Genomic DNA, 18,101 nt, shown 5'->3' on the forward strand with positions numbered 1-18,101 from the left:
GAAGCCGGCGAAGGACTGGCTCACCGGCATCAGTTCCAGCGTGTTGATGTTGAGGTGCGGCGGCAGGGTGGCGACCCAGAGCACGGTCCCGGCGATATCCTTCGCGGTCATCGGATTGGCGCCGCCGTAGAGATTGTCCGAGGCCTGCTGGTTGCCGCCGGTGCGCACGAGCGTGAATTCGGTCTCCACCATGCCTGGCTCGATCGAGGTGACGCGCACGCCGGTGCCTGCAAGGTCGGAGCGCAGGCCGAGCGAGAACTGATGCACGAAGGCCTTGGTCCCGCCGTAGACGTTGCCGCCGATATAGGGATAAGTCGCCGCCACCGAGGACAAGTTGACGATCGCGCCCTTGCGCTCGACCAGCGCAGGCAGCAGCTTGTGGGTGAGCGAGACCAGCGCGGTGACGTTGGTGTCGATCATCGTCTTCCAGCTTTCGAGCGAAGCGCTCTGGGCCGGTTCGGTGCCGAGCGCGAGGCCGGCATTGTTCACCAGGCAGTCGATTGCGGCGAACTCGGCGGGAAGCGCGGCCAGGGCGGCATCGCGCGCGGCTTCGTCGCGCACGTCGAAGACGGCGGCGTGGAACTTGTCGGCGCCCAGGTCCGCCTTCAGGGCTTCCAGACGCTCGGCACGGCGGCCGGTGCCGATCACGCGCCAGCCCGCGGCCACGAAAGCGCGGGCACAGGCTTCACCGATACCGGCGGTGGCGCCGGTCACGAGTGCGGTCTTCATCGGATAGTCTCCTTCAATCGGCGGTGAGGACGCTAACGTCCATGCGGAAGCTCCGGCTTGCACCGGGTTCGAGCGAAAGCACGCCGGGCTTGGCGCGGAAGTCGCCGGTATAATCGAGCGGATCGGCCATGCCCTGCCAGGGTTCGATGCAGAGATAGTTCGCGTCCGGCTTCTGCCAGATGCCCAGCATCGGCGTATCCGGGAAAGCGACGGCAAGCTGCGTGCCGCCCGGCGCTCCGAAGGTGAGCGCGCGGCTGGCGAGCCGGTCCCAGATCAGCGCATCGGTCTCGAAAAGCGCGGCATCGGGGGTGAGGAGGTGCCCTTCGACCGGCGTTGCCACCGGCTCCGGCAGAACGAGGCCGGTCGGCATGTCGATGCGGCGGATCGGCTGGGGTTCGCTCTGCTCGAAGGCAATCGTGTGGTCGGCCTTGTCGGCGCCACCGGGGAGCGGCCAAGCGAAGGCCGGGTGGTAGCCGAAGCTGAAGGGCATGGCGCCGTCTCCGGCATTGGTTACCGTTGCCGTGGTGCGCAGGATCATGCCTTCCAGGCGGAACTCCAGTTCCAGCGTGAAAGCGAAGGGATAGACCTTGCGGCTTTCCGCGCTGTCGCAAAGGCGCAGGCGGACTTGGTCGGGCGCGGTTTCGACCACTTCGAACAGCGAATGCCGCGCGAAGCCGTGCTTGGGCAATTCGTATTCGCTGCTGTCCAGCCGGTAGCGGTTTCCGTTCAGCGCGCCGACGATCGGGAACAGGATCGGCGCATGGCCGGTCCAGAACGCGGGATCGGCGTCGGTCATGTATTCGCGGCCTGCGCGGTCGGTGAGCGACCAGAGTTCGGCCCCGAACGTGGCAATGCGCGCCGTGAGGTCGCCGGAGGAGATGGTCACGAATTCCACGTCAGTCACCGGCTTTCTCCGAAATCATCGTCGTCCCGGACTCGCTCCGGGACCGCTGGCAAATCTTGAGGCGCTTCCTCGCGAGCAAGGCGCGGCCCGGCCAGCGGTCCCGGAGCAAGTCCGGGACGACGCATTGCATTACCCCCGCAGCACCGCACCCAGCTTGGCGGCGGCGGCGGTCACCTTGTCGCTGATCGCCTTGAGGTCGTCTTCCTTGTAGCTCTTTTCGAGCGGCTGGAGCGTGACTTCCAGCGCGAGCGACTTCTGCCCTTCGGGCACGCCCTGGCCGCGGAAATCATCGAACAGCCGGGCCGAGACGATGTTGGCCTTGTCCGCACCCGCCACCATGCGGACGAGGTCGCCCGCCGGAAGCTCGGCCGGAACAAGAAATGCGTAGTCGCGCGTCACCGCCTGAAGCGCCGGGGGTGCATAGCGGGTGCGAGCGAAGGTGGCGGCGCCCTTCTTACCGGGAATGGCGTCGAGATAGATTTCGGCAATCGCCACCGGGCCTTCGATGTCGAACTGCTTGGCGACCGTGGGGTGCAGCATGCCGAAGCGCGCCAGCACGTTCTTGGGCCCAAGGCGCAAGGTGGCCGACTGGCCGGGATGGAACTGCGCTCCGGCTTCACCCATGACCTGCAACTTCTCCACCGGAGCACCGGCTTCGGCCAGAAGCGCAGTCACTTCAGCCTTGGCGTCGTAGGCGTCGAACGCGGTCGCCTTGCCGGTTGCCCAGCCGCGCGAGACTTTCTCGCCGGCCAGCACGAAGCCCAGCGCCAGCCGCTCGTCGCTCGCACCGCCCTCGCCGCGCAGATAGCGACGGCCGAGTTCGAACAGGCGCAGTGACGAGGCACCGCGATCGAGGTTGCGCTTGGCCGCCATCAGCAAGCCCGGCAGCAGCGACGGCCGCATGACCTTCATGTCCTCGCTGATCGGGTTGGCCAGCGACCACAGAGCGTTGCCGTCCGCAAAGGCATCGGCCTCAGCCGAGGGCAGGAACGACCACGTCACCGCTTCATGCAGGCCACGCGCGGCAGCGGCGCGACGGACGCGGCGCTCCAGCGCCTGCGTCGGCGTGGCGGTCGGACGGGCGACGCCATCGGCGCGCGGCAGAGCCACGCTCGTCACCTTGTCGAGGCCGTGGATGCGGACGACTTCCTCGACGATGTCGGGAGCGCCATCCACATCGGGGCGCCAGCCGGGAACGGTCACGGCCCAGGCCTTGTCGAAATTGGCTTGCTCGGCAACCACCGAGAAGCCGAGGCTTTCGAGAATCCGCTGCTGTTCGGCTTCTTCGATGCGAACGCCGCCCAGCTTCTCGGTCAGCGCCGGATCGAAGTGGACGATCTTCGGCGTGGCCGGAGCCGCACCGCTGCGCACCGCCTGCGAGGCTTCACCGCCGCACAGCGTCTGGATCAGCTGGGTCAGGTGATCGAGGCCGGTATCGAGGAAATTCGGATCGATCCCGCGCTCGAACCGGCTGCGCGCGTCCGAGGTGAGGTTGAGCTTGCGGCCGGTCCTGGCGATGCGCTCGGGATCGAAGTAGGCGATTTCGAGCAGGACGTCGGTGGTTTCGTCGCCGCAGCCCGAATGCTCGCCGCCCATGATCCCGGCGATGTCGTGAACGCCCGAATCGTCGGCGATCACGGTCATCTCGGCGTCGAGCGTGTAGGTCTTCTCGTTCAGCGCGACGACCGTCTCGCCGTCCTTGGCGCGGCGCGCGACGACGGCCCCGTTCAGCTTGGCAAGGTCATAGGCGTGGGCCGGACGACCATAGGCCAGCATCAGGTAGTTGGTGGCATCGACCAGCGCCGAGATCGGACGTTGACCAGCGGCCTTCAGGCGATCCTGCAGCCACTGCGGCGAGGGACCGTTCTTCACGCCCTTGATCACGCGGCCGTAGAACGCCGGGCAACCCTCGGCATCGTCGGTGCGCACCTCCACCGGGCAGGGGAAGCTGCCGGCGATGTCCAGGACCTCGATCGCCTTCAGCGTGCCGAGACCGGCAGCGGCCAGATCGCGGGCGATGCCGTAGACGCCCATGCAGTCCGGACGGTTCGGCGTGATCGCCACTTCGATCACCGGATCGGCGCCGTGGTAGTCCGCGAAAGGCGTGCCGACCGGCGCGTCCTCGGGCAGTTCGATGATGCCGTCGTGATCTTCGCCCAGTTCCAGCTCGCGCGTGGAGCACATCATGCCGTTCGATTCGACGCCGCGCACGGCAGCGACCTTCAGCACCATGCCGTTGGCGGGCACGGTCGCACCGGCAAGGCCGAGCACACCTACGAGGCCCGCGCGCGCATTGGGTGCGCCGCAAACGACCTGCAAGACGCCCTCACCCGTATCGACGGTGAGAACCTGCAGCTTGTCCGCCTGCGGATGCTTGTCTGCGGTCAATACCTTGGCCACGCGGAAACCGGCCAGCTTGGCGGCGGGGTCTTCGATGCCTTCGACCTCAAGGCCGATGGCGTTGAGCTTCAGGGCGATATCCTCAAGCGAGGCGTCGGTCTCAAGGTACTGCTTGAGCCAGGAAAGCGAGAACTTCATTTTCTAAATCCTTCCCGCGCTCAGGCCGGAGTGCCGACGCCGCCCGAAAGGGTCGGCACGTCGAGGGCGGAGAAACCGTAGTGGGAAAGCCAGCGCACATCGCCGTCGAAGAAGGCGCGCAAGTCGTCCATGCCGTACTTCAGCATGGCGAGGCGATCGATGCCGATGCCGAAGGCGAAGCCTTGCCATTCGTCGGGATCGAGCCCGGCGAATTCGATGACGCGGCGGTTGACCATGCCCGAGCCGAGCACTTCCATCCAGCCGCCCTCGCCCTTCGACGGGTCGCCGCCGATCACGCGCTTGCCGTCGATCAGGGTGAAGCCGATATCCGCTTCCACCGAGGGTTCGGTGAAGGGGAAGTAGCTGGGGCGCAGGCGCAGGACGATGTCCTCGCGCTCGAAGAAGGCCTTCAGGAAGGTTTCCAGCGTCCACTTCAGGTGGCCGAGGTGGACGTCCTTGTCGATCACCAGACCTTCGACCTGGTGGAACATCGGCGTATGCGTGGCGTCGCTGTCCGAGCGATATACGCGGCCCGGCGCGATGATGCGCAGCGGGGCGCCTTGCTGGAGCATGGTGCGCATCTGCACCGGCGACGTGTGCGTGCGCAGCAGCATTTCGCGGTTCTGGGCGTCGCGATCCGGGAAGTAGAAGGTGTCGTGCATCGCGCGGGCCGGGTGGCTTTCCGGCATGTTGAGCGCGGTGAAGTTGTGCCAGTCGTCCTCGATCTCCGGCCCGGTGGCGACCGAGAAGCCGAGGTCCGCGAAGATCTCGGCAATCTCGTCCATCACTTGTGAGATCGGATGGACGGTGCCGCGCGGCGCTTCGGGCGCGGGCAGCGAGAGGTCGATGGTCTCGGCGGCGAGGCGGGCGTTCAGCGCCGCCGTCTCCAGTGCGTCCTTGCGGGCGGTCAGCGCATCGCTCACGCTTTCGCGCAGGGTGTGGATCTTGGGGCCTTCGACCTTGCGCTCTTCGGGATCGAGCTTGCCCAGCGTCTTCAGCAGGCCGGAGATCGATCCCTGCTTGCCCAGAAACTCGACGCGCAGGGCCTCCAGCGTTTCGAGATCGGATGCTTCCGCAATCCGCGAGAGCGCCTCCTGGCCGGTTGCTGCGTAGTCCACTGGTGTCTGCCTGACTGTTGCTGATATCTGGAAGCGCGGTCCTTAAGGGGACGGCGGCCAAATCGCAACGGCGGCAATCACCCTCTACACACGAAGACGGCGCGCGCGCTCGCGCATGACCTGCCCGGTCACCGGCTTCTCAAGCTGGGCATACTGGCGCGGAGTCATGCCCATGAAGGCCCGAAAATCACGGACGAACTGGGCCTGGTCGTGATAGGCCGTGTCGATCGCGCCGATCCACCTGCGCCGGGGATCCAGAGTGAACTGGTCGATGCTGCGCAGGAAGCGCTGGCGGCGCAGCAGCAGCTTGGGCGAGAACCCGAAAGCCGCGCGGCAGACCCGCTCGATGGTTCGCGAATGCGCGCCGACACGTATCGCCAGATCACTTGCCGAGCGTACTTCCGGGTCTGCCAGTGCCGCACAGATAGCGAGGATCAACGCCTCGTGAGGCACGGGCCGCCGGGGCATGGCTTCCAGATAGGCGGTGAGCAAGTCGAGCTGGTCTCCGGGAGATTCATCCTTCCGCAGCAGATCGTAGAGCGGGCGAAAGCGCGTGAAAGCGTCGTCCGCATCGCCGTCGATCAGAGTATCGGCATAGCGATGGGCGGGAGCACCGACCAGGGCCGCCCAGCCGAGCGGCGTGAGGCGAAAACCCCATTGCCGCGCAACCCCCATGGAAAACCGAACTTCCTGCGATCGCGGCCCGGCGATGGTGAACCGGCAACCCTCGATCGACGCGCCGTTGCGCATCGCGCCTTCCACGCTCGCCCCGAAATGAAAGCGGAAACTCGCCCAATCGGGGGCCAGCACGTCGTGCAGACGCTCACCCTCACCCAGATCGATTTCGCAATAGAACAGGGCCGATACATAGTGATCGAGCCCCGAGGGTACGGGGCAATACTGAATGATGACACGCCTTGCCGTCATCGCTGTCTATATCTTTCCCCCAACGACACCCCCTCGTCGCTCGTATCAGACTCGGGACGGAGGGCAAACGTTTACCGCACAGCAAAAACGGGCGCGGGTGACTGACACCCACGCCCGTTTTTATTCGCGTGACCTGTTCGGTCCGAGGCTCAGGCCCCGGCCCTACAGTTCAGGTAGCGCAGTTCAGGCTGCCGGAATGGCGGCCTTCGCCTGAGCGACCACGGCCGAGAACACCGAACCCTCGTTCAGGGCGAGGTCGGCCATCGACTTGCGATCGAGTTCGATGCCGGCAAGCTTAACGCCATGCATGAACTGCGAGTAGGTCAGGCCTTCGGCGCGGACGGCAGCGTTGATACGCTGGATCCAGAGAGCGCGGAAGGTGCGCTTCTTGATCTTGCGGTCGCGGTACGCGTACTGGCCGGCCTTTTCGACGGCCTGGCGGGCAACGCGGATCGTGTTCTTACGACGGCCGCGGTAACCCTTGGCCTGTTCCAGAAGACGCTTGTGCTTGGCGCGGGTGGTAACACCCCTCTTGATACGGCTCATAGGTCAGTACTCCTCAGTTGAGCCCGTAGGGCGCCCACTTCTTGATCGTCTTGGCATCGGCGTCGGAAATGACTTCGGTGCCGCGATTCTGGCGGATGTACTTGCCGTTATGGCTCATCAGGCGGTGGCGCTTGCCGGCTACGCCGTGCTTCACCTTGCCGGTGGCGGTGAGCTTGAAGCGCTTCTTCACACCGCTCTTGGTCTTCAGCTTGGGCATTTTCGTCTCCTTTCACAGGGACACGTCCGGTCAGCCATGGCAGCCCTTTTCGCCAGGCGGACGCGCGAATCTCTTTGGTAAAGACTCAACCGTGTCGATTGAAGGGCGCGCCTTTAGTGGGAGAACGGCCCGAGCGCAAGAGCAGAGTGATCGGGCCAGAGTGCAAGGAAGAGACGTCGATCCGTCCAAGCGCTCATTCGCCCGCGTAGATCATCCTGCGGGTCATGCCGCCATCCACGACGATCTGCTGGCCGGTAACGAAGCCAGCCCGCTCGCCTGCCAGCCACTCCACGGTATCGGCGATATCTTCCACCGTGCCGACGCGGCCCACGGGATGCTGGACGCGGTCTTCCGCCGAGTGATTCGGCTCATGGCGTTTAGCGACCTTTTGCCAAGGCCCGGTCTCGATCCAGCCGGGAAGTACGGCATTGACGCGAATCTCCGGCCCCAGGCCCACCGCCATCGCATGGGTCAAGGCGCAAAGCCCGCCCTTGGACGCCGCATAAGCGTAAGTATGCGGTTCTGATTGCAGGGCTCTGGTCGAAGCGATGTGAACCACGGCTGCGGGGGCGGCGGCCCGCAACAGCGGCAGGGCCTCCCGTGTGCAGAGGAAGGCCGCGGTAAGGCTTGAATCTATCCAGCCCTGCCACGCTTCCAGGGCCAGTTCTTCCAGCGGACCCGACACCGGATCGGCGATCCCGGCATTGTTGACGAGCAGGTGCGCCACATCGGTCCAGGCGCGGATGCGCGCGAAGGCGGCGCGAACGTCCTTCTCCTTGCCGACATCGCACGTCAGGGGCAGGAAGCGGCCTTCCGGTAGCAGTGCGGCCAGTTCCTCCAGCGCCTCGCCATCGAGGTCCAGCGCTGCAACCCGCCAACCCAGCCCGGCGAAATGGACCACCAGCCCTCGCCCGATCCCCGCGCCGCCGCCAGTCACGATCGCCGTTCTCTCGCTCATCGTCGTTTCCTCATGCGCCGTTGCGCGGCGTGGTGAAGGCTTGTCGCCCCGTCCGTTCCAGCCAGGAGAGATAGTCGCCGGACGGGATCGGCAGCGCCGCTTGCGGCATGGCGATTCGCCAGAGGTATACTTGCGCCTGCACTCGCCGTCCGGCCCTGGTGCGGACGGTCACGCTCGTGCGACGATATTCGCGGCCCTCGTAACGGTCGAGCAGGGCGAGATCGCCGGGCCGCAGCACCAGTTCACATAGCGTACCGCTTACCCGCACACCGGATTTAGCGGTGACGAGCGCGGGAAACCAGCCATTGCCTCCTGGAACCGCATGGATCCGGCCTGCCGCTTCGGCCGCTTCAGCGGATGTCATCCGGGCGCCCACCCAACGGCCCATTCCCGTGCCCGCCTGCGGTTGAAGCGTCCCGTAGACGAACAGGCGCAGCTTGCGCACGGCAGGTCCCGAAGCCGACCTCAGTGGTCGCAGACCAAGGCCTCGATCACGTCTTCGAGGCGGGCCGGGTCGCCGATCGCCAGGACATGGCCATCGGACTGGGCATGGAGGGGCTCTCCGTTCCAGTCGCACATCGTGCCGCCGGCGCCCTCCACCACCGGAACCAGCGCGGCCCAGTCGTGCAACTTCAGCCCGGCCTCGCAGACGACATCGAGATGGCCGCTGGCAAGCAGGCCGTAGTTATAGCAGTCGCCACCCATGACCATGCGCTTGTGGTCCGTCTTCGCGGCAAGCGCCATGAAGTGCTCGCCCTGGTGGTCGTCGAAATAGTGCGGACCGGTCGTGGCCAGCATCGCCTGGGACAGCTCGCGGCAGGGGCGCGTACGCACTTCCCGGCCGTTGAAGGTGGTAGGAAGGCCGCTGGCACCGACCCAGCGCTCGCCCAGGATCGGTTGGTCGATGATCCCCAGCACCGGCCAGCCGTCCACCAGCAGCGCGATGAGCGTGCCGAAGATCGGGCGACCGGCGATGAACGAGACGGTGCCGTCGATCGGATCGAGCACCCAGGTGCGGCGCGACGTTCCTTCCTCGCTGCCGAACTCTTCCCCGATGATCCCGTCCTGAGGGACTTCCGCCTTGAGGATGCGGCGCATCGCTTCCTCCCCGGCGCGGTCGGCTACGGTCACCGGAGAGGCATCGCCTTTTCTCTCCACACCCACGCCGGAGCGGAAATGCGGTCGGATGGCATCGCCCGCAGCATCGGCAAGGCGCAGGGCGAGGGCAATGTCGTTGTCCAGCTTCATGCGCCTGCTCTGCCCGTCCCGGCAACGGCGGGTCAAGGGATCATCGAAAAATCCGTCCATCCGGCGGAAAACCGGCCTGTGGAAGACCACTATGGGTTTCTCCCACATTGCGGCCGATCCGGCCTCCTCCTAATCCGAAGACGGGGCCGAAACGGAACGCATCACGGAAGCAGGAGCATGTACCATAAAGTACGACCGGCCATCGATCACGCGATCGCGCCGGAACAGGGCGTTACCAGGGGAGGCCAGCCTCTCAGCTACAACCGCGCACCCGCGCCGGACCTGGCGCCGTGGGTAGCGGGGCTATATGCCACCAAGGTGGCGGCACCCGCGGACTATACGCTTCAGTGCGGGCTCTTCAGCGATGCGGCGTTCCTGCGCGTCCAGCTTGCCGGACTTTGGGAGGCAGAGACGGCCGCCGGTCGGATCGAGGCCGGCAACGCGGCGATGTTCTTCGGCCCGCATTCGCGGCACATGCCGATCCGCGTCACCGGCAGCTTCATCAGCGTCGGCATCGCCTTCCGTCCCGGGGCGTGCACGGCCCTGCGCGGGCCGCGCGTGGGCGATCACCTGGATCGCCTGGTGCCGACAGACGTGATCGCCATGCCCTCGGATGAAATCCTGGCCCGGCTCGAACCCCATGCCGAGCCGGAGGAATGGCTGCTTGTCCTGGAGGCGATGGTCCGCCAGCGAATCGAGGCTATCGGCGGCCCGGTGCCGGACCCGGTGAGCGCGCGATTCGAAGAGATCAGCTATCGCGATCCCGGCATGTCGATCGCCGATGCGGCCATCGTCTGCGGCGTCGAGCGGCGCAAGCTGGAGCGTGTGGTCAACCGGGATTTCGGGATGGCCCCCAAGCAGGTGTTGCGCCGCGCCCGGGCGCTGGACATGGCCAGCTATCTGCGCGGCGTTGCCGACCGGAACGAGGCCGACGAGATGGCGCTGCGCTACTACGACGAAAGCCATCTGATCCACGAATTCCAGGAACTGTTCGGCATGTCGCCGCGTCAGCTTGCGCGAACGCCGCAGCCGATCCTCACCCTGACGCTGGAAATGCGCCAGGCACGGCGGCTGGAAGCGCTGCATAGGCTGGAGCCGGGGCAAATCCGCCCCTGGGAGTGACAGGAACGCCTTGCCGGGTCAGGGCGGAAAAGTTCCACATGAAACAAAAAGGCGCGTCCTTCCCCAAGGACGCGCCTTCATGTCTTCCGGCTGCGCGGAACGTGCCGGGTTAGCGGCCGGATCAGTCGAACAGGCTGGAGACCGAGCTTTCGTCGGCGATGCGGCGAATGGCCTCGCCGATCAGCGGCGCGATCGTCAGGATACGGATCTTGTCCGACTGCTGCGCCGCTTCGGTGGCCTGGATCGAATCGGTGATCACCAGTTCCTTCAGCGCCGAGTTGGTCACGCGCGACACGGCGGCGCCCGAAAGCACGCCGTGGGTAATGTAGGCGGTGACGCTGGTGGCGCCTTCGTCCATCAGCGCCTGCGCGGCGTTGCACAGGGTGCCGCCCGAATCGATGATGTCGTCGATCAGGATGCAGGCGCGGCCCTTCACGTCACCGATGATGTTCATGACTTCGGACTGGCCGGGCTTGTCACGGCGCTTGTCGACGATCGAAAGCGGGGCATTGTCGAGGCGCTTGGCCAGCGCGCGAGCGCGCACCACGCCGCCGACGTCGGGCGAGACAACCATGAGCGACTGGTCGCCGTAGCGCGCCTGGATGTCGGCTGCCATGACCGGCGCGGCGAACAGGTTGTCGGTCGGGATATCGAAGAAACCCTGGATCTGGCCTGCGTGCAGATCGACCGAGAGGACGCGGTCGGCGCCGGCTTCGGTCAGCAGGTTGGCCACGAGCTTGGCCGAGATCGGCGTACGCGGTCCGGGCTTGCGGTCCTGGCGGGCGTAGCCGAAGTAGGGGATGACGGCCGTGATGCGCTTGGCAGAGGCGCGCCGCAGCGCGTCGATGCCGATCAGCAGCTCCATCAGGTTGTCGTTCACCGGGTAGCTGGTGGGCTGGACGATGAACACGTCCTCACCGCGCACGTTCTCGTGGATTTCGACGAAGATCTCCTCGTCGGCGAAGCGGCGCACGGCCGCATCGGTGAGCGGCAGCTCAAGATATCCCGCGATCGCGCGTGCGAGCGGAAGGTTGCTGTTGCCGGACATGATCTTCATTGCGAATCCCCGAGACGGCTTGTGGTGATGGGTTTGGCTGGACGCGGTCGCCTCTAGCCATGAGTCATCGGATTGCAACAGAAAGCGTCCGCCGTAACCCTGACGCAGATTCGAAACGACCAGTCCCGGAACGCCTGCCGCTGGTCATTTCGATGACCAAGCCCATGAATGGAAAGGCAAGTCCTGAACAGAGCACGGCGACTTACCGCCCCCGATGCTCGCCCTTGATCCAGCGCACCGTGCCGGAGCTGGCGCGCATGACCACGCTTTCGGTCGTCATCTTGCCGCCCTTGAGGCGCTTGACCCCGGACAGCAACGAGCCGTCGGTCACGCCGGTGGCGGCGAAGATGCAGTCCCCCTTGGCGAGATCCTTGAGCGTGTAGATCTTTTCCAGATCCTTGATGCCCCACTTGCGCGCGCGGCTGCGCTCGTCCTCGTTGCGGAACAGCAGGCGTCCCTGGATCTGGCCGCCCACGCAGCGCAGCGCCGCCGCGGCGAGCACGCCTTCCGGCGCACCGCCCGAACCCATGTAGATATCGATCGTGGTCTCTTCGTCGGTCACCGCGATCACGCCCGCCACGTCGCCGTCGGGGATCAGGTGGATACCGCAGCCGATTTCGCGCAGTTCGTCGATGAGATCGGCATGGCGCGGACGGTCGAGCACGCAGACGATGATCTCGTCAGGGCGAACGCCCTTTGCGGCAGCCACGGCGGCCACGTTCTCGGTCGGCGTCCGGTTGAGATCGATCACGCCCTCGGGATAGCCGGGACCGACCGCCAGCTTCTCCATGTAGACGTCCGGCGCATTCAGCAGGCAGCCTTCCTCGGCGGCGGCCAGCACGGCCAGCGCATTGGGGCCTGCCTTGGCGGTGATCGTGGTCCCTTCCAGCGGATCGAGCGCGATGTCGATCTTGGGACCGCTACCCGGCGCCCCGCCCACCTTCTCGCCGATGAAAAGCATCGGCGCCTCGTCGCGCTCGCCTTCGCCGATCACGACGGTGCCGTCCATGTAAAGCGTATCGAAGGCCTTGCGCATCGCCTCGACTGCGGCATGGTCTGCCGCCTTCTCGTCGCCGCGCCCGACCAGGCGCGAGGCGGCGATGGCCGCCGCTTCGGTAACGCGGACCATTTCGAGCACGAGAACACGGTCGAGAACTTTACTTGCAGGCGTCTTGTTTTCAGGCATGTTCACTCCGGATTAATCCGAGGAGGAAAGGTTCTGGGAGCGGCTTAGACAGAGGATTTTCAATTGTCGAGAAGTGGGCGGATCCTGTTCGCAATCGCATTATTAGCCCCCGCTCCGGCGATTGCCCAGCCTTCCGGCGGGGCCTCTCCAGGCGCGGCGAATACTACCAGAAGCGGAACGATTTCCGAGGAGGACCGGGCGATCGCCCAACGCATGATGTCGGGTGGCGGCACGGTGGTGCCGGAAAACTCGCGGCAGAAATGCCTGCGGGACACGCGCAATGCCAAGCCTGGAGAAATCGTGGTCTGCGCGCCGGATGAAGAAAAGTATCGCGCCCAGTCTACCTCTCAGGAAAATCCCCTGTCGGATCAGGCGCTGAACGATGGGAGGTTGACGCCGCCGGACGTCGCCGGAAACGGCATCTTCAAGGGCAAGGCCACGGCCACCTTCGGCAAAGTGGAAAAGCCCTACCTGATCGACCTTTCCGCCATTCCCGAGGCGCCTGCGGGCTCGGATGCCGACAAGGTCGCCAAGGGCGAAATGCGCGCCCACTGACCTACGAATCGGCGGACCTACGAATGGTGAATGCGAATAACGGGCGCCCGCCGGCGCCCGTTTTCGTCAACCTTCGATGATCTGCATAACCAGCGGCCGGGCAGCGAGGCTGTCCGATCCGTCGAGAATGCGCAGCGCCTCGGTCACGGCCGATTCGGGGCCTTCGTGGGTGACGATCGCCAGGATCACTTCCCCGCTCTGCGCGCCCTCGCCCTTCTGGATCATGCTGGCGATCGAAACGCCGGCATCGCGCATGGCCGCGGTGATGTCTGCCAGCACGCCGGGACGGTCCGGCACCGTGAAGCGGATATAGCTGCGTCCGCGACGATGGCCGGTCTCGGCCGGCTCCATCGCTTCCAGTTCATGCGCGGGCATCGAGAAGGCCGCGCCTTTCTCTCCGCGTGCGATGTCGATGATGTCGGCCACCACCGCGCTTGCCGTCGGACCGTCGCCCGCTCCCGCACCCTGGAACAGCAGCCTGCCCATGAAATTGCCTTCAGCCACGACGGCGTTGGTCGCGCCGTCCACATGGGCCAACGGATGATCGATCGGCACGAGATGCGGATGCACGCGCTGGAACAGGCGGGCACTGCCGCCGGCGCGGTCGATTTCGCCCATGCCCAGCAGGCGGATGACGTAGCCCAGCGAGCGGGCCTGCTCGATATCCGCTGCTTTCACGCGCGAAATGCCGGTGGTTTCCACGGCATCGAAGCGCAAGCGCGAGCCGAAGGCGATGGCGGCGAGAATCGAGAGCTTGTGGCCGGCATCGATGCCCTCGACGTCGAAGGTCGGATCCGCCTCGGCATAGCCCATGCGCTGCGCCTCCGCGAGGACGTCGCCGAAATCGCGCCCGGTGTCCTCCATGGTGGAGAGGATGTAATTGCAGGTGCCGTTGAGGATGCCGTAGACCCGCTCGATGGCGTTGGCGGCAGCGCCTTCGCTCAACCCCTTGATGACCGGGATACCACCCGCCACGGCCGCCTCGAACTTGAGCGCCACGCCCGCCTTCTCGGCCGCGGACGCCAGTTCCAGCCCGTGATGGGCGATCATCGCCTTGTTGGCGGTGACCAAGCCCTTGCCCTGCCCGATGGCATTGCGCGCCAGGGCCAGCGCCGGGCCGTCCGAACCGCCCACCATTTCCACGACCACGTCCACGTCGGCCCGCGCCGCCAGGGCGGCCGGATCGTCTTCCCAATCGTAGCGGGAAAGGTCCACGCCACGATCCTTGGTCCGGTCGCGCGCGCTGACGGCGGCGATGCGGATCGGGCGCCGCGCGCGGCGGGCAATGAGTTCGGCATTGGTCTCGATGAGACGGACAACGCCCGTTCCGACGGTGCCGAGACCGGCCAGCGCAATATTCAGCGGTTCAACCATGGACTACCCTTTCGGGTCCGGGCCCTAGGGTAGCCCACGGCGAAATTCCAGTACCTTCGCGTCTCGTCCGCGCGAAACTTCAGCCGGCGGTTTTCGCGCCCTGGTTAAGGGTTCGACGACATTCGCCCAGTTCGCCGATCACCATGCGGTAATCGGACGCCGCCTGGCGACGCTGCTCGACGCCCTCGGCGACATTGGTGCCGGGCGGGGGATTGTTCGGCAGGAAGCACGCCAGGCGATACCACGCGACGGTCTCGGGCCGCGGCGGATTGCCGATGTCGGCGACGAGTTCGGAGAACGAAACACCCCAGGCCGGCGGCGCGCCGGGCTCATGGCGGACGGTGATCGAGGCTGCCGAGCCATCCTTGGTGTTGAGGAATATCTGCGTTTCGCCCTGCCCCGCCAGGTTGCCGGGCACGTACATCAGTTCCCGCACGCCGGTGATCTTTACCGGAGCATCGCCGGACAGCAGCGTCTTCAGGATACCGCGAACGCGCGCCTCGGCCTGCTCGCTCCAGAGTTGCTGCGCGGTGGGCGTCACCAGTTGAAGCTCCCCCGGTCGGCCGGGCACAGCGCGGGCAAAAAGCAGCACGTCCTGCTTCTTGAGCTTGGGCGCCTTGCCCTTGGCGTCGAGTGGAAGGTCAACAAGGTAGGCGAACGATTCGCCGATCGGCGCCTTGCCCGCGATCAGCGCCAAGGTCTGCGCATTGACGTAGAACCGCGCCATTCCCGGCGCGAGCCCGGGGGCGCGCTCATCCTCGACGCGTGCCATCTTTCGTATCTGCGCCTTGACCACCAGTCCTGCCGATTCGGACAGATCGGCAATATCCGCGAATGTCGGGCCGTCCTCCTGGCCTGTCACATTGCCACCGGTTACCCCCCCGGCTGCCCCCTGGGCGAGGACCGGAACCGCATGCATGGCCAGCGCAACCCCCGCCAGATTCGCGACAAGTCGATGCAGTTTCGATGACATGGGGGAGACTCTCCGTGGAAAAACGCCAGCCTATAGCGGCTTCTGGGGGCTGCGACAAAATCCCCCTTTTCCGATTGGAACTTATCCGCCCTGAATTGACCGTTAACCGTTGACGTGCCGATAAGGCGTTGCACACATGCAACTGTCGGGCTAAGGAAACTCGCAAATTGGGGCTAAAAAAAGATAAAGCCCCACGGTTCGCCTCCCGTCAAAAGTTTACGGATGGGCTGATCGTCAGCCGTCAGGGTGGGTAATTTGGAGTTTCGTCATGGACCCTTCCTCCGGGTGGGGGCCATGGACGCCCTTGGACTTGTCCGGCTTTGGCCTTGTCCGGGGCTTGGTAATGGAGTGATGCGTTTGAATGGCTTACGCTGACCAGCAAATGAGCGGTAACAAGATTACCGCGCTTGTCATTGTTGCGCTGATCCACGTCTTTGTAGGCTATGCGCTCGTCACGGGCCTGGCCTACCAGGCTGCGCAACAGGTCATCAAGAAGGTGACCACAGTCGACATCAAGGAAGAACAACCGAAGGAGGAAGAGCCGCCGCCGCCGCCGCCGAAGCAGGAAGAAGCTCCGCCGCCGCCGATCGTCGCGCCTCCGCCGCCGATCAACATTGCCCCGGCTCCCCCGCCGGTGCAGACCGTGGTGACGGCTCCGCCGCCGCCGCCGGTGGTGATCACGACTGCAGCTCCGCCGGCACCGCCGGCTCCGGCCCCGGCACCTCCGGGTCCGTCCAAGGCTCGCGGCGCTTCGCCGAAGGGCCAGGGAAGCTGGGCAGCCCGCATCCAGGCCAACTATCCGACCCGCGCCGCTCGTGAAGAGCGTGAAGGCCGTGTCGGTGTGCGCGTCGGGATCGGTCCTGACGGCAAGGTCACATCGTGCTCGGTCACGACGTCGAGCGGAAGCCCGGATCTGGACGAGGCAGCCTGTGACGGCATGAGCCGCTATGCGCGCTTCAACCCCGCGCTGGACGATGCCGGCAACCCGACGAGCGGCCAGTTCACGACGGCCATCGTCTACAAGCTGAACTAACTCCTTTTAGGCTGTTGAGGCCCACACCCCGGCCGGAAACAGAACCTGCATTCTTCTTGAGAGGTAAATCGCATGCTTATCGTTGATATCCTTGCCGCCGCGGGCGAAGCTGCGCCGCAGAACAAGTTCGGCTTCATGGAAGCGCTCGAAGCCGGTGGCTTCATCTCGTATGCCACCGTGATCATCATGGGCATCATGTCGTTCGGCTCGTTCTACATCCTGTTCACCAAGTGGTTCGAACAGTCGAAGATCATGCGCCAGTACAACGTTGTGCGCTCGACCTTCTGGAAGGCCCCCACCCTGCGTGAAGGCGCCGCCAAGCTCGAGAAGAACAGCGCATGGCGCCAGCTCGTCGACGACGGCATCGCCGCTGAAGACCAGCACGCCAAGATGACCGACTCGCTCGAAGCCCACGACTGGATGCACGCTTCGCTCGCTCGCTCGGAAGCCTCGATCAACGCTCGCCTCGCTTCGGGCCTGCCGTTCCTCGCCACCGTCGGCGCGACCGCACCGTTCATCGGTCTGTTCGGTACCGTCGTCGGCATCTACCGCGCCCTGATCGCCATCGGCATCGCCGGTTCGGCTTCGATCGACAAGGTTGCCGGCCCCGTCGGTGAATCGCTGATCATGACCGCGCTCGGTCTGATCGTGGCTGTTCCCGCCGTTCTCGCCTACAACTACCTCCAGAGCCGCAACAAGCGCATCGCTGAAGACCTCACCGGTTTCTCGGCCGACGTTCTCGCGAACATCAACTCGAAGGGCGCCGTGAAGCCCATCGTTGCCACTGCCCCCGTCAAGCCTGCTGCCGCTCCGGCCAAGCCGGCTGCTGCTCCGGCCAAGCCGTAAGCAGTACGGGGCGCGCCGGGTCGCCATGCGACCAGGCGGGCTCCAGGGAACCAGGCGGCGGTGCGTAGCATGCGCGTCCGTCGCCTGCCCAGGGCAACGCAAGGATTAGGATAAGACTATGGCGATATCCTCGGGCGGAGGCGGTGCCGAGACACCGATGTCCGACATCAACACGACGCCGCTCGTCGACGTCATGCTGGTGCTTCTGATCATCTTCCTGATCGCGGTTCCGGTTGCGATCCAGACGATCGAAAAGCTGAAGATTCCGGTCATCGAAGCAGTCGAATCGAAGGACAAGGTGGAAAACCTTCTTCTTACGGTCTCGACCACCGACGATGCCGGCAAAGCAGCGGGTGAACCCGGTTACGTCGGCGCTTCGCGTAACGGCGAATGCCGCGTCTACTTCAACAACATCACGCCGGTGACCTCGCAGGAACTGCGCGACCAGGCTTTCAAGCGTCTCGATAACATCGTGAAGCGCGAAGGCGGCCCGGAAGCCCTTCAGGCGAACCCCGAACTCGTGCCGCAGGTCCACATCCGCGGTGACGTCAACGCCCCGTGGCGCTGCGTTGCCGGTGCGATCTACAACGTCCAGATCTCGGGCTATCCGACGGTTGGTTTCATCACCAACCCGGTCGACCCGACCTGACGTCGGCAGGAACAGGAGTAACTTTCCATGGCAATGTCAGGCGGCAAGGAAAATGGCGAGCCGATGATGGAAATGAACACGACGCCGTTGATCGACGTCATGCTCGTTCTCCTCATCATGT

20 protein-coding genes are annotated in these 18,101 nt (G+C 65.3%); 6 read left to right on the plus strand and 14 right to left on the minus strand.

All coding sequences use genetic code 11. The annotated features are described in order from the left end of the window. The 10 genes from RT424_RS21080 to hisN all read right to left on the minus strand — a co-directional run. Nucleotides 1–729, minus strand: a 729-nt coding sequence (locus RT424_RS21080; protein WP_313442243.1) for an SDR family NAD(P)-dependent oxidoreductase, incomplete at its 3' end; no start/stop codon positions are given. Nucleotides 730–742: 13 nt separating this feature from the next. After that, entirely contained in the window at nt 743–1,633 is an 891-nt protein-coding gene (locus tag RT424_RS21085; protein ID WP_313442245.1) for an aldose 1-epimerase family protein, read from the minus strand. A gap of 129 nt (nt 1,634–1,762) precedes the next feature. Further along, nucleotides 1,763–4,171 (minus strand): phenylalanine--tRNA ligase subunit beta, encoded by a 2,409-nt coding sequence (gene pheT / locus RT424_RS21090; RefSeq protein ID WP_313442247.1) that lies wholly within the window; start codon nt 4,169–4,171, stop codon nt 1,763–1,765. 20 nt (nt 4,172–4,191) lie between these two features. Then, on the minus strand, nt 4,192–5,289 hold the full coding sequence (pheS, locus tag RT424_RS21095; protein WP_313442249.1) for a phenylalanine--tRNA ligase subunit alpha: 1,098 nt from the start codon (nt 5,287–5,289) through the stop codon (nt 4,192–4,194). An 84-nt stretch (nt 5,290–5,373) separates the two neighbouring features. Then, a complete protein-coding gene (locus RT424_RS21100) occupies nt 5,374–6,216 on the minus strand; it encodes a helix-turn-helix domain-containing protein (RefSeq protein ID WP_313442251.1) in 843 nt (280 codons plus the stop codon). Between the two features lie 183 nt (nt 6,217–6,399). Continuing rightward, complete coding sequence (gene rplT / locus RT424_RS21105; RefSeq protein ID WP_313442253.1) at nt 6,400–6,762, minus strand: 50S ribosomal protein L20; 363 nt, start codon at nt 6,760–6,762, stop codon at nt 6,400–6,402. 13 nt (nt 6,763–6,775) lie between these two features. After that, nucleotides 6,776–6,979 carry a 50S ribosomal protein L35 gene (gene rpmI / locus RT424_RS21110; protein WP_021232722.1) on the minus strand — a complete coding sequence of 68 codons (204 nt, stop codon included), beginning with the start codon at nt 6,977–6,979 and terminating at the stop codon, nt 6,776–6,778. A gap of 193 nt (nt 6,980–7,172) precedes the next feature. Next, a complete protein-coding gene (locus tag RT424_RS21115; protein ID WP_313442255.1) occupies nt 7,173–7,937 on the minus strand; it encodes an SDR family oxidoreductase in 765 nt (254 codons plus the stop codon). Nucleotides 7,938–7,947: 10 nt separating this feature from the next. Beyond that, a complete protein-coding gene (locus RT424_RS21120; protein ID WP_313442257.1) occupies nt 7,948–8,382 on the minus strand; it encodes a gamma-glutamylcyclotransferase family protein in 435 nt (144 codons plus the stop codon). Between the two features lie 20 nt (nt 8,383–8,402). Beyond that, entirely contained in the window at nt 8,403–9,185 is a 783-nt protein-coding gene (hisN, locus tag RT424_RS21125; protein ID WP_313442259.1) for a histidinol-phosphatase, read from the minus strand. A 177-nt stretch (nt 9,186–9,362) separates the two neighbouring features. On the opposite strand from hisN, the gene RT424_RS21130 reads away from it, so the two are divergent. Continuing rightward, complete coding sequence (locus RT424_RS21130) at nt 9,363–10,307, plus strand: helix-turn-helix domain-containing protein (RefSeq protein WP_313442261.1); 945 nt, start codon at nt 9,363–9,365, stop codon at nt 10,305–10,307. A 121-nt stretch (nt 10,308–10,428) separates the two neighbouring features. Here the strand turns inward: RT424_RS21130 and RT424_RS21135 are convergent, their stop codons facing one another. Together RT424_RS21135 and glpX are read right to left on the minus strand one after the other, a co-directional pair. Beyond that, on the minus strand, nt 10,429–11,364 hold the full coding sequence (locus RT424_RS21135) for a ribose-phosphate pyrophosphokinase (RefSeq protein ID WP_021232726.1): 936 nt from the start codon (nt 11,362–11,364) through the stop codon (nt 10,429–10,431). Nucleotides 11,365–11,566: 202 nt separating this feature from the next. Then, nucleotides 11,567–12,550, minus strand: coding sequence for a class II fructose-bisphosphatase (gene glpX, locus RT424_RS21140; protein ID WP_313442263.1), 984 nt, complete (start codon nt 12,548–12,550; stop codon nt 11,567–11,569). A 213-nt stretch (nt 12,551–12,763) separates the two neighbouring features. Here glpX and RT424_RS21145 point away from each other — a divergent pair, with 213 nt between their 5' ends. Then, complete coding sequence (locus RT424_RS21145; protein WP_313442265.1) at nt 12,764–13,105, plus strand: hypothetical protein; 342 nt, start codon at nt 12,764–12,766, stop codon at nt 13,103–13,105. A 66-nt stretch (nt 13,106–13,171) separates the two neighbouring features. On the opposite strand, the gene RT424_RS21150 is transcribed toward RT424_RS21145, so the two are convergent. Together RT424_RS21150 and RT424_RS21155 are read right to left on the minus strand one after the other, a co-directional pair. Next, complete coding sequence (locus RT424_RS21150; protein ID WP_313442267.1) at nt 13,172–14,479, minus strand: homoserine dehydrogenase; 1,308 nt, start codon at nt 14,477–14,479, stop codon at nt 13,172–13,174. 79 nt (nt 14,480–14,558) lie between these two features. Next, nucleotides 14,559–15,452 carry a hypothetical protein gene (locus RT424_RS21155; protein ID WP_313442269.1) on the minus strand — a complete coding sequence of 298 codons (894 nt, stop codon included), beginning with the start codon at nt 15,450–15,452 and terminating at the stop codon, nt 14,559–14,561. Between the two features lie 361 nt (nt 15,453–15,813). Here RT424_RS21155 and RT424_RS21160 point away from each other — a divergent pair, with 361 nt between their 5' ends. The 4 genes from RT424_RS21160 to RT424_RS21175 form a co-directional block, all read left to right on the plus strand. Then, nucleotides 15,814–16,485: an energy transducer TonB gene (locus RT424_RS21160; RefSeq protein ID WP_313442271.1), complete on the plus strand. Its 672-nt coding sequence runs from the start codon at nt 15,814–15,816 to the stop codon at nt 16,483–16,485. Nucleotides 16,486–16,557: 72 nt separating this feature from the next. After that, on the plus strand, nt 16,558–17,331 hold the full coding sequence (locus RT424_RS21165) for a MotA/TolQ/ExbB proton channel family protein (RefSeq protein WP_313442273.1): 774 nt from the start codon (nt 16,558–16,560) through the stop codon (nt 17,329–17,331). A 118-nt stretch (nt 17,332–17,449) separates the two neighbouring features. Further along, complete coding sequence (locus RT424_RS21170; RefSeq protein ID WP_313442275.1) at nt 17,450–17,980, plus strand: biopolymer transporter ExbD; 531 nt, start codon at nt 17,450–17,452, stop codon at nt 17,978–17,980. Between the two features lie 27 nt (nt 17,981–18,007). Next, nucleotides 18,008–18,101, plus strand: a 94-nt coding sequence (locus RT424_RS21175; RefSeq protein WP_409521563.1) for an ExbD/TolR family protein, incomplete at its 3' end; no start/stop codon positions are given.

The sequence above is a fragment of the Novosphingobium sp. genome (genome assembly GCF_032093395.1).
Taxonomy (GTDB): Bacteria; Pseudomonadota; Alphaproteobacteria; order Sphingomonadales; family Sphingomonadaceae; genus Novosphingobium.

Bases quoted from the DNA above. Each gene is read 5' to 3' on its own strand.
- RT424_RS21165 (WP_313442273.1), top strand. From the start codon at position 16,558: ATGCTTATCGTTGATATCCTTGCCGCCGCGGGCGAAGCTGCGCCGCAG.
- RT424_RS21170 (WP_313442275.1), top strand. From the start codon at position 17,450: ATGGCGATATCCTCGGGCGGAGGCGGTGCCGAGACACCGATGTCCGAC.
- RT424_RS21100 (WP_313442251.1), bottom strand. From the start codon at position 6,216: ATGACGGCAAGGCGTGTCATCATTCAGTATTGCCCCGTACCCTCGGGG.
- hisN (WP_313442259.1), bottom strand. From the start codon at position 9,185: ATGAAGCTGGACAACGACATTGCCCTCGCCCTGCGCCTTGCCGATGCT.
- RT424_RS21115 (WP_313442255.1), bottom strand. From the start codon at position 7,937: ATGAGCGAGAGAACGGCGATCGTGACTGGCGGCGGCGCGGGGATCGGG.
- pheT (WP_313442247.1), bottom strand. From the start codon at position 4,171: ATGAAGTTCTCGCTTTCCTGGCTCAAGCAGTACCTTGAGACCGACGCC.
- RT424_RS21145 (WP_313442265.1), top strand. From the start codon at position 12,764: ATGATGTCGGGTGGCGGCACGGTGGTGCCGGAAAACTCGCGGCAGAAA.
- RT424_RS21155 (WP_313442269.1), bottom strand. From the start codon at position 15,452: ATGTCATCGAAACTGCATCGACTTGTCGCGAATCTGGCGGGGGTTGCG.
- RT424_RS21135 (WP_021232726.1), bottom strand. From the start codon at position 11,364: ATGAAGATCATGTCCGGCAACAGCAACCTTCCGCTCGCACGCGCGATC.
- RT424_RS21130 (WP_313442261.1), top strand. From the start codon at position 9,363: ATGTACCATAAAGTACGACCGGCCATCGATCACGCGATCGCGCCGGAA.
- rpmI (WP_021232722.1), bottom strand. From the start codon at position 6,979: ATGCCCAAGCTGAAGACCAAGAGCGGTGTGAAGAAGCGCTTCAAGCTC.
- RT424_RS21150 (WP_313442267.1), bottom strand. From the start codon at position 14,479: ATGGTTGAACCGCTGAATATTGCGCTGGCCGGTCTCGGCACCGTCGGA.
- RT424_RS21160 (WP_313442271.1), top strand. From the start codon at position 15,814: ATGGCTTACGCTGACCAGCAAATGAGCGGTAACAAGATTACCGCGCTT.
- rplT (WP_313442253.1), bottom strand. From the start codon at position 6,762: ATGAGCCGTATCAAGAGGGGTGTTACCACCCGCGCCAAGCACAAGCGT.
- glpX (WP_313442263.1), bottom strand. From the start codon at position 12,550: ATGCCTGAAAACAAGACGCCTGCAAGTAAAGTTCTCGACCGTGTTCTC.